The following is a 10287-nucleotide window of genomic DNA, read 5'->3' as shown; positions in this document are numbered from 1 at the left end:
GGCCGGCCAGTGCCTCGACGACCGCCGACAGGTCGCGACGGGGCAGCTCGGGATCGGTCAACGGAGAGGAGGGCTCGGGCCGCGGCGGCGCGAGCGCGACCCAGATCGTCCGTCCCTGCCGCCGCCAGCGCGCGAGGGCGGCCGCCCAGGCGCGGCCCGTCCCGGGATCGGGACCCCACACCAGCAGCGCCGGCGCCCTCCCCGGACGCTCGTCGCACCGCTGCTGCTCGACCGGGATCGCCGTCCCGTCGTCGGCGATGACCTCCAGGCGGGCGCGGCAGGATTCCGGCACGGCGGGCGGCGAGGCGCCGCGCCAGCCGAGCACGATCGCCCCCGCGGTGACGGCGAGAAAACCGGCGGCGAGGGCGCGCCTCCCGCCGGAGTGTCCCCGGGCGCTCATCACGATCCCATCCTAGCGGAGGGCCGGGGCGCCGGGAACGGATCGGTGTTGTCCCGGCCGGGGGGCGGTGCGAGAGTAGTCGCGCCGCTCGGCCCGCGACGGACGAGAGAAGAATGAGCCGCCCCCGCTCCGGCAAGGAACCGACCCGCGCCCTGGCGATCAACCGCCGTGCGAAACGGGACTACACCATCGAGGAGACGTTCGAGGCGGGGTTGGCCCTGGTGGGCACCGAGGTGAAGTCGGCCCGGGAGGGGCGCATCCAGCTCAAAGACGCCTACGCCCGGATCAAGGACGGCGAATTGTGGCTCGTCGGTTGCCACATCGCCCCCTACTCGCACGCGTCGGGCGACGTCAACCACGACCCCGAGCGTCCCCGCAAGCTGCTCGTGCACCGCTACGAACTCCGGCGCCTGATCGGCAAGACGGAGCGGTCCGGCTACACGCTGATCCCGCTCCGCGTCTACCTGAAAGGGCCCTGGATCAAGGTCGAGCTCGCGCTGGCGAAAGGACGGGCCAAGCACGAGAAGAAGGAAGCGCTGAAGCGGAAGATCCAGGAACGGGAGATCAAGCAAGCGCTGGCCGACCGGCGGCGCTGACCCCCCGCCCGCCCGGAGGAAAGGGGCCGGTGGGACACCGCAACCCCCCGGAGCCGACCAGCCGCGCGCGGCCGCGGATCTCCGTTCGGGGCGGCGCCCGGACCGGCGGGCGGCCGGGCTAACCGGTGGCCATCGTGGCCTCGACCTCAGCCAGCGCCAGCCGCATCCGCCCCTCGGCACCCTCGGTCTGGGCCCGCAGGATCGCCGCCGCGTTCGGAGGGAGGTCCGGGAGGGCTGCGGCAATCACCAGACGCCCCTCGCCGTCGGTGCGGCCCTCGACGAGATCGAGGGGATCGCGCCCCGGGGCCACGATCCGGACCTGGACGCGGACCTCGGCCGCGGGGGAGCCGTCGGCGCGGCTCACGCGGACCGACCCCTTGAGCCCGCTCGCCGCATCGCCCTCGAACGCGATCGCCAGCGGCTCGACGGGGCGGTCGTCACGTTCGAGAGCCCGGGCCACGAGCTCGTCGAGCTCCCCCTCCTCTCCGACCATCCGCTCGAGCGAGCCGGGCGGATCGAGGAAGGCGCCGTGGCGGACACGGCGCAGCACGTCCCGGTGCTGGCGTTCCAAGCGCCGCGCGAGCTCCTTTTCGTCGACGGTCCCGTCCTCGGCGACGAGGTCCTCGTATCCCGACCGCTCGTGGTGCAGGATCTGACCGCCGCAGTAGACGAGCGTCTCGAGCACCGGGTTCGCCGTTCCGCGATCCTCGGTCTGGACGTGGAACACCTTCCCTTCGCACGAGACGTCGGTGTTGTAGCCGGTGAGCACGCCCCGCCTCCCCGGCGCCCGGAGCGCCGCGGGATCGAATCTCGGTCCCCCCGTCGCGAGCCGTCAACCCGGCTCGGCTCGTTGCCCGCAGGGGGGCGGGGCCGGATAATGCGGCGCCCGCGCCGCGGGGTCGCGGCCCGGCGCGCGGGGAAACCGATGGCCCGACTCTCCCTCGAAGACGCGCTCGACCGCTACGGGATTCCGCGCTGGGGGCGCGGCTTCTTCGGGATATCCCCGGACGGCCGGCTGACGGTGCGGCCCGCCCGGACCGGCGAGGCGGCGCTCGCCGACGTCGTCTCCTCGCTGCGCGAACGCGGGGTCGAGCCGCCGGTCGTCCTGCGCTTCCCGCAGATCCTCCGCGCCAGCCTGGACGAGCTGACGGGCGCCTTCCGCTCGGCGATGGAGGAGTTCCACTACCGGGACTCCGGCTACGTGCCCGTCTACCCGCTCAAGGTCAATCAGCGGCGGCCGGTGGTCCGCGCGTTGCTCGAGGCGGGCCGGGAGTACGGCATGGGACTCGAGGCCGGGTCCCGCTCCGAGCTCCTTCTCGCGCTGGGCCTCGGCCTGCCCGAGGGCTCGATGATCTGCGTCAACGGTTACAAGGACGCCGACACGCTCCGCCTCGCCCTGCTCGGCGCGCGACTCGGGCTGCGCGTGATCGTGGTGATCGAGAAGCTGTTCGAGGTGGACCTCGTCGAAGCCCTCTTCCGCGGTGCCGGCGGCCCCCTCCCCGAGCTCGGCGTCCGGACCCGGCTGTTCGCCCGCGGGTCCGGAAAGTGGTGGAAGTCCTCCGGCACGACGGCGAAGTTCGGCCTGAGCACCGCCTCGCTTCTCGAGGCGTGCGCCCGGCTCGACCGGGCCGGCCTGCTGGACCGGCTCAGCACGGTTCACTTCCACATCGGCTCCCAGATCCCGGAGATCCGGCGCCTCAAGGGGGCCTTCCGGGAGGGCGCGCGCCTGTACGCGAAGCTCCGGCGGCAGGGCGTGCCCGTCTCCGTGCTCAACGTCGGGGGAGGCCTGGCCGTCGACTACGACGGCTCCCGGACCGCATCGGACGCGTCGCGCAACTACTCCGTGCAGGAGTACGCGAACGACGTCGTCTACACGGTCCGGGAGATTTGCGCCGAGGAGAGAGTTCCGCTGCCGACGCTGGTCTCCGAGTCGGGACGGGCGCTGACCGCCTACCACTCCCTGCTGGTGACCAACGTCCTCGGTCGCATTGCAGCCGACCCGCCCCTTCCCGCCGAGCCGCCCCCCGACGGCGCGCCGCGGGTCGTGCGCGAGCTCTTCGAGCTGTGCCGCGACATGGGGGCCAAGACCTACCGGGAGTTCTTCCACGACGCCGTCGAGCTGCGCGACGAGATGATCACGATGTTCAACGTCGGCATGCTCTCGCTGGAGGAGCGGGCGCTCGCGGAGCAGCTCTTCTGGCAGGTGGCGCGCGAAGCGTTGCGGTACGCGCGCCGGGAACGCGTTTTCGCCGAGGAGTTCGAGCAGCTCGAAAGGGCCCTGCACGACAAGTTCATCGCCAACTTCTCGGTTTTCCAGAGCGCCCCCGACCACTGGGCTCTCGAACAGCTCTTCCCGGTGGTTCCCCTGACGCGGCTGACGGAGGAGCCGACCCTCCGGGCCACCGTCGTCGACATCACCTGCGACTCCGACGGCGAGATCGACCACTTCGTCGACGTCAAGGACGTGAAGGAGGTCCTCGAGCTGCACGATCCCGCCGACCGGCCGGGCGAACCGTACGATCTCGCCATCCTGCTGCTGGGGGCCTATCAGGACGTCATGGGCGATCTCCACAACCTCTTCGGCGCCCCCGCCGACGCCGACGTCGTCGTCGACTCCGACGGGAACTTCGAGATCACCCGGATCGACCCGCCGGACAGCGCGGAGCGAGTTCTGGGCGCGTTCGGGTTCCAGCGCGACGAACTGGTCCGGCAGGTGGCGGCGCGGATCGATCGGGCCCGGCGCGAAGGCCGGCTCGGCCCGGAAGAGGCCGCCGCCGGGCTCCGGCGCTACACCGATCTGTTCGACGGCGGGACCTACCTCAAGCGCGGCGCTTGAGTGGAGCCCCGCGGCGCCGTCCCCGGCGGCCCGCCGGGACGGCCCGGCCCCCGCGAGGCGGACGAGCCGCCTTCGGCACGGGCGCGGGACGCGATCGAACGCGGGGGCGGGCCAGCGCCCCTGACGGCTCCCGGCGCGGCCCTCCGCTCACCGCACCGAGCGCCGGCGGACGGAGGGCGGCAGCTGTCCCGCCAGCGGCCGGTCTTTCTCCTTCACGTGCCCGAGGCGGCTGACGGCGTGCTGGATCTTCTTGCGGAAGCCCTTCAGGTCGCACCGGTCGAGACAGCCCAGGGCCTCGTCGAGGATCGCCGCGACCTCATCGAGGCCCATCTTCGCCGCCTCGCTCCGGACTTCGCCCACGCGGGATGCGAGGGTCCCCAGTTCACCGACGGTCAGGTTGTTCAGCGTGTCGATCAGCGCTCGCACTTTCATGGCGCGCGTATTCTAGGCGCGCTCCCGCCTGCGCGACCAACCGGCGGGGCGGCGCGCCCGGGGGGAGCCGATCTGCTATCCTCGCCGCCCCGATGAGCGCACCGACGAAAACGCGCCGCCGCGGTGCTCAACCCGGCCTGTTCGAGGATCCCCCGGCGCCGGCCGCGGCCGCCCCGCCGCCCCGGAGGCGCGCCGCGTCCGGTGGTGGGCGGCGCCGGGCGGTCGGGGCGCAGGAACTCGCCGGGCGGCAGCGGGAGATCTCGGTCTCCGAGTTCTTCACCAAGAACCGGCACCTGCTCGGCTTCGACAACCCGCGGAAGGCGCTTCTGACCACGGTGAAGGAGGCCGTGGACAACGCGCTCGACGCCTGCGAGGAGGCGGGCATCCTGCCGGAGATCGAGGTGGCCGTCTCCCAGCTCGCCGAGGACCGCTTCGAGGTCCGCGTCCGGGACAACGGCCCCGGCATCGTCAAGGACCAGATCCCGAAGATCTTCGGAAAGCTGTTGTACGGGAGCAAGTTCCACCGCTACCGCCAGTCCCGCGGGCAGCAGGGCATCGGGATCTCCGCGGCAGGGATGTACGGCCTGCTCACCACCGGGCGCCCCGTGGTGATCACCTCGCGCACCGGGCCCCGCCGGCCGGCCCATCATTACGAGGTCGCGATCGACACGAGGCGCAACAAGCCGGAGATCCTCAAGGACACGCCGCTCGAGGACCCGTCGTTCACGCGGGGAACCGAGGTCCGGATCACCCTGGAAGGCCACTTCACCCGCGGCCGCCGGAGCGTCGACGAATACCTCGAACTGACCGCGCTCGCGAACCCCCACGCGACGCTGCGCTACCTGCCGCCGAAGGGTGAGCCGGTCGTGTGGGAGCGGGTGACCGACGAGCTGCCTCCCGAGCCGCGCGAGATCAAGCCCCATCCCCACGGCGTGGAGCTCGGCAACCTGATCAAGATCCTTCGGGACAGCAAGGAGCGCTACCTCGCCACCGCGCTCCAGGCGAGCTTCTCGCGGGTGAGCGCCAAGGTGGCCGCCGAGATCTGCGAGCGCGCCAAGGTCTCGCCCAAGGCGAGCCCGCGGCGGCTCGACACGCGGGAGGTCGAGCGGCTCTACCGGGCGATTCCCAAGGTGCGCATCATGGCGCCGCCGACAAACTGCCTGGTGCCGATCGGCGCCGAGCTGATCGAGAACGCGCTGCGCCAGCGGATCGAGGCCGACTTCTTTGCCTCGTGCAGCCGCCCCCCGGCGGTCTACCGCGGCAACCCGTTCCTGGTCGAGGTGGGGCTCGCTTACGGCGGAAAGCTCCCCGGCGACGACCTGGCCCAGGTGACGCGGTTCGCCAACCGCGTCCCGCTCCTGTACCAGTCGGGAGGCTGCGCGATCACAAAGGCGGTGGTCCAGACGAACTGGCGCAGCTACGGGCTGTCGCAGTCCAAGGGAGCCCCCCCGACCGGCCCGGTGCTGCTGTTCGTGCACCTGGCCTCGGTGTGGGTGCCCTTCACCTCGGAGAGCAAGGAGGCCATCGCCTCCTACCCCGAAATCGTCAAGGAAATCCGGCTCGCGCTGATGGAGGTCGGGCGGCGGCTGGGCGCGTACATCCGCCGGCGCGAGCGCATCGCCGCCGAGCAGAAGAAGCGGAGCTACATCACCCGGTACATCCCCCAGATCGGCATCGCGTTGCAGCAGATCCTGTCGCTGCGCGACCGCGAGAGGGATAGGGTGGTCGAGGAGCTGAAGGGCATCCTCGAGCGCTCCCGGAAGATGTAGCCGGCCGGGCGGGTCCCTCGGCGGCCGCTCACAGGCAATCGCCGTTCCCCGGGCGCCTCGGTCCCCGGAACGCCCGGCCGGCCACGTCGGCGCACTGCGCAGGATCGTAAGTTCCCTTCAGGTCGGGTCCCGACCGGCGCCGCGCGAGATAGAAGAAGGCGGAGCCGGGAAGCGGCACGTCGGGATCGACCACCTCGGGCCCTCCAGGCGGAACGGCCGCGGCCAGGCACACGAGATCGCCGAGGAAGGTCCCACCGGCCGGGTCGGGGCCGAGGTTCGCCACCTCTCCCCGGACCACGTCGAAGGCCAGGCCCTGGTTGTCGGCGGCCAGCGGAACCGACGGGTCGGACGTGCCGCCCAGGCCGGGGTCGAAAGAAGTCGCCGTGTGGAAGCCCAGGAGACTGCGGTCGAAGGAGATGGCGTGGTTCGTGCCGTCCGCGGCCGGCCTGACGCGGAGGTCGACGACCGGGATGAGCTGCCGGAACTTGCCGTCGGCCGAGGGCTCCACCGCGCCGAGGAAGAGCCGCGCCTGGTCCTGCTCGTCTCCGAAGATCTCGACCCAGCCAGTGAGCGGTGGATCCGTCGTGCCGTCCACCTCGATCGGCGTCGCCGTTCCGAGGATCGGCGAGGGCACGGGGGAACCGAGGTCGAGCGCCCCCCCGGCGTTGCTCCATGCGCGGTTGCAGAGGACTTCCGGTGCCTGGTCGGTGGGTCCCGGCGACGCCGGATCGCGCGCGATGCCCGCACCGCCGGAGCCGCTGATACGGTTCCGGTCGATCTTCACGCCCGGTGCCGCCGCGAATCGCACCCCGTCCTCGAGCATCCCATCCCCGGCGCCTCCCCCGATGACGTTCGACGTCACCCTCGCGCGGGCTCCTTCGAGCGTGACCGCCACCCCGATGCCGCTGCAACGGATCCGGTTGCCGATCACGGTGACCGCGCCGCCGACTCGGACGGCGGGGCCGTAAAAGCCGGCGCAGGCCGCCCCCGCCGGATCGGACAGCCCGATCTCGTTGCCGGCCACCCGGCTTCCGTCCGTCCCGGGACCGAGATCGATCCCGTCACCCGGGCCGCTCAGGCGGTTCCCGACGAGCTCGACCGTGCCGAAGGTGGCCGTCACGGCGAACAGGTTGCCGGTCCCCGGACCGCCGTCGGCCGACGTGCCGATCCAGCTGCGGGACACCCTCAGCGTGACGAGCGTCCCGCCGGGCGCCCCCTCGAGGGAGATCGCGCCTTCGTTGGCGACGAACCTCGATCGAAGCACGGTGACGGTGCCGACGTCGCCGGGGTTCGAGGTAGCCCCCACGATCCGGAGCCCGACGCCGCCGTTGCTCTCGTCCGGGCCGTCGCCGCCGAACAGGCAGTCGTCGAAGATGTTGGCGCCGCCCGGCCAGGTCTCGACGAGGACGACCTCGGGACCGGAGAAACCGGCGAACTGGAGGCCGTTGATCCGGTTTCCCGGGGAGCGCACGGCGAGGGCCGTCGCGATGATCCCGTCCCCGTGGACCCTCACCACACCCCGCCGGGTGTGGACGGGCCACGGTGCCGAACTCTGAGGGGGGCGGCCGATCGTCACCCACCCCTCGGCCAGGTCGGGGAGCGGCGCGACCAGATGGACGGTGCTTCCCGCGATCGGGTCGATGACGATCTCGTCCGGCTCTCCGTTGACGTTCGACTCCTCGATCGCCCAGCGGAGCGTCCCGTAGGGAGCGGGGATGTCGTCGCTGGGATCGGTCACCTCGAAGACGGCGGCGGCCGCCGGTCCGCTCGCGAGTGCCACGAGCAGGAGCGGCGCCGCGATCGCACGCGATCGGACGGGACGCCTCATCGCGACCTCCCTCCCCGGCCCGGCGGGGCCTGGCCGGATGCCGCGCCCTGCCCTCGCCGGCAGCGTACGCCGGCATCGCCGCCGGCGGGCGGGACTCGCGCCCCGAGCGCGTTCCGCCGCGGGGATCCAGCAGCTCCCGGGCGTTTCAGATCTGCAACGCGATCGGACGGCCCCCCTGGTGGAACGGCGGCAGACCGTCGTATAAGGAGTGCAGCGGGTCCACGGGCGCGTGGGGCACGCTTGGAGAGTGGGGATTCCGAGGTCCGGCGCGCTGTCGGGGAGCGGCTGCGGCGCACCCGAACCGCGCTCGGGCTGACGCTCGACGACCTCGCGCGGCGGCTCGATGCCCGCGGCGTCAAGGTCTCGCGCAGCACGATCCACCGGATCGAGACGGGGCGGTCTCCGCAGCCGCTCGAGACGGTCGCCGCCATGTGCGCTGCGCTCGCCCTTCCGCTCTCCGCCATCGAGGAGACGGCCCGTTCGGCCTGGCGCGCGCGCTGCATCGATCTCTCAGGGGCCGGCTACGACGAGCTCATGCGCCGCGGGAACCGCCTCGGGGCGCGGGGCCGTTTCCACGAGGCGCTCGCGGCCTTCGAGGCGGCTCACGACCGGGCGCTTCTCGACGGAGGCCCGGTGCGAGAGCGCGAGATCCGGCGCTCGCGGGCGTTGTTGCACGTGGCGGACTGCCTGCACCGGCTGCGCTGCTACCAGCTCGCTCTGGATGCGGCCGGACGGGCCCTGAACCTCGCGGGCGATTCGGCCGACGACCGCCTCCGCGCGGTCGCCCTCCACATCAGCATCGGCTACATGCAGAACGACCATTACAAAGCCGACCTGTTCGCCCGGCACGCGGAGGAGCTCCTTCCCGGCGCGGCACCGGCGGCGCGGGCCTTCGCCCTGGCCGTCCTGGCGAACCTTCACTATCGCCGCGATCAGTGGGCGCGGGCGCGGCCGCTGTTCGAGCAAGCGATCGCCCTCTACCGCCGCCTGGGGGCCCGCCTCCAGCAGGCGAAGGTCGAGGTGACCGCCGGACACAACCTGTTCCTGCTCGGCAACGAGGCCCGGGGCGTCGCGTTGGTCCACCGGGGGCACGAGCGCGCGCGCCGAGGCCGGTATGCCGAGGTCGAGCTGTACGCGCTGCGGGTTCTCGGGCGGATCGATGCCGCCCGGGGCCGCTACGAAGATGCCCGCTTCCAGTTCGAGCGCGCCGCCGCCATCGCGCGCCGGCTGAAGCTCGTGCACGAGTTGTTCCTCGCGTGGTTCGGACGCTGGGAGGCGGCGCGGAGCGCCGGCGACCGCCGCGAGGAGCAGCGTTCGCGGCGGGTCCTGACGCGCCTGCTGCGGCGAATCGACCCCGACCTTCCCGAGGCCCGCCGGTTCGCCGCCGAGGCGGTGCTCGCCAACGGATGCAAGACATGAAAGTCAGACCGGCCGCCACAAGAACGTTCCTGCTCCTCGCCGTCGCGGCGGGGCTCCTTCCGGCCGGGCGGGCGCTCGCCGAGGTGGCGGTCGACCGCCCGGGAGCGGACGGCCAGGCGTTCGTCCTCCTGTCGGGAGGCGGCGACAACCCGACTCCATGGCCCACCTGGGGCCGCGTCCGGCTCCACGCCGATCCCCGGCTGCTGCTGAACCCCGACGGCGATGCGGTGGGCGACGGCCCGCCCGGCGTGGCGCTCGCCCCGCAGAACGCCGCTCCGCACGCCGTCTGGAGCCGCTCCGACGGTGCCGACCGGGAGATCGTCCTGTCGTGGTGGGACGGCACCGCCTGGACGCCGCCGGAGCGGGTCACCGACGACACCCTGGACGATCTGCGGCCGCGCATCGCCCTCGGCCCCGACGGGACGCGCCACGTCGTCTGGCATCGCGACGAGTGGGGCGAACAGCGCGTGTGGTACCGGCAGCCCCCGGCGCTGTCGGGCACGGTGGGCACCGAGCCGGAACCGGTGACGGAAGCTCCCGACACCGGAAGGTTGGCCGATGTCGCCGTCGACGGCATGGGGTGGGTGTGGGTGGCGTACCAGAAGGATCCCGCCACGGCACCGGGAGCGGCCGAGGGAATCTTCGTCGCGCGCCGGGAATCGCCGTTCGTGTGGACGCGGCAGCGGCTCGGGCCGACCGGGCTCGATCCCGCTCTCCCGGACCTGGACCGCGGCGTGCGCATCCATGCGAGCCGCGGCCGCCTGTGGGTCGACTGGGTCGACGGGGACGGCGTCTTCGCCTACCGCGTCTGGCGGGAAGCGACGGAGAGCTGGTCCCAGCCTGTCCGGCTCGACTACACCCGGGAGCGCCTCCTCGCCGGGCAGGAGGAGATCGCCCGCGAGATGGCGCGCGCGCGGATCCGGATGCTGGTGCTCCGGCCGGGGCGGTGATGACGGCAGCCGGGGCCGATCGCGCTGCGCGGCCGCCGGTGGTGGCCACGGAAAGGC

At 72.7% G+C, this 10287-nt stretch carries 9 protein-coding genes; 5 read left to right on the top strand and 4 right to left on the bottom strand.

Annotated features, from left to right (window positions below; genetic code table 11):
- Positions 1 to 400: hypothetical protein (locus D6718_01070; GenBank protein ID RMG48798.1), on the bottom strand; the 400-nt coding region annotated here is incomplete at its 3' end.
- A gap of 113 nt (positions 401 to 513) precedes the next feature.
- On the opposite strand from D6718_01070, the gene smpB reads away from it, so the two are divergent.
- Entirely contained in the window at positions 514 to 996 is a 483-nt protein-coding gene (gene smpB / locus D6718_01065) for an SsrA-binding protein SmpB (GenBank protein RMG48797.1), read from the top strand.
- 118 nt (positions 997 to 1114) lie between these two features.
- Here the strand turns inward: smpB and D6718_01060 are convergent, their stop codons facing one another.
- Positions 1115 to 1765, bottom strand: a complete 651-nt coding sequence (locus D6718_01060; protein RMG48796.1) for a hypothetical protein — start codon at positions 1763 to 1765, stop codon at positions 1115 to 1117.
- 108 nt (positions 1766 to 1873) lie between these two features.
- On the opposite strand from D6718_01060, the gene D6718_01055 reads away from it, so the two are divergent.
- Positions 1874 to 3832, top strand: coding sequence for a biosynthetic arginine decarboxylase (locus D6718_01055; GenBank protein ID RMG48795.1), 1959 nt, complete (start codon positions 1874 to 1876; stop codon positions 3830 to 3832).
- A 147-nt stretch (positions 3833 to 3979) separates the two neighbouring features.
- Here the strand turns inward: D6718_01055 and D6718_01050 are convergent, their stop codons facing one another.
- Positions 3980 to 4264: a hypothetical protein gene (locus tag D6718_01050; GenBank protein ID RMG48794.1), complete on the bottom strand. Its 285-nt coding sequence runs from the start codon at positions 4262 to 4264 to the stop codon at positions 3980 to 3982.
- Positions 4265 to 4356: 92 nt separating this feature from the next.
- Here D6718_01050 and D6718_01045 point away from each other — a divergent pair, with 92 nt between their 5' ends.
- On the top strand, positions 4357 to 6033 hold the full coding sequence (locus D6718_01045) for a DNA topoisomerase VI subunit B (protein RMG48793.1): 1677 nt from the start codon (positions 4357 to 4359) through the stop codon (positions 6031 to 6033).
- Between the two features lie 28 nt (positions 6034 to 6061).
- Here D6718_01045 and D6718_01040 read toward each other — a convergent pair whose 3' ends face one another.
- Positions 6062 to 7546: a right-handed parallel beta-helix repeat-containing protein gene (locus tag D6718_01040; GenBank protein RMG48792.1), complete on the bottom strand. Its 1485-nt coding sequence runs from the start codon at positions 7544 to 7546 to the stop codon at positions 6062 to 6064.
- Between the two features lie 99 nt (positions 7547 to 7645).
- On the opposite strand from D6718_01040, the gene D6718_01035 reads away from it, so the two are divergent.
- Positions 7646 to 9280, top strand: a complete 1635-nt coding sequence (locus D6718_01035) for a helix-turn-helix domain-containing protein (GenBank protein ID RMG48791.1) — start codon at positions 7646 to 7648, stop codon at positions 9278 to 9280.
- Positions 9277 to 10230, top strand: coding sequence for a hypothetical protein (locus tag D6718_01030; protein ID RMG48790.1), 954 nt, complete (start codon positions 9277 to 9279; stop codon positions 10228 to 10230). The genes D6718_01035 and D6718_01030 overlap by 4 nt, the downstream gene beginning before the upstream one ends.
- Positions 10231 to 10287: the final 57 nt, after the last annotated feature.

The organism is Acidobacteriota bacterium (assembly GCA_003696075.1).
In the GTDB taxonomy this organism is placed as follows: Bacteria; Acidobacteriota; Polarisedimenticolia; order J045; family J045; genus J045.
Note: the sequence above shows the minus strand (reverse complement) of the source record. Positions and strands in the feature narration are given on the sequence as shown.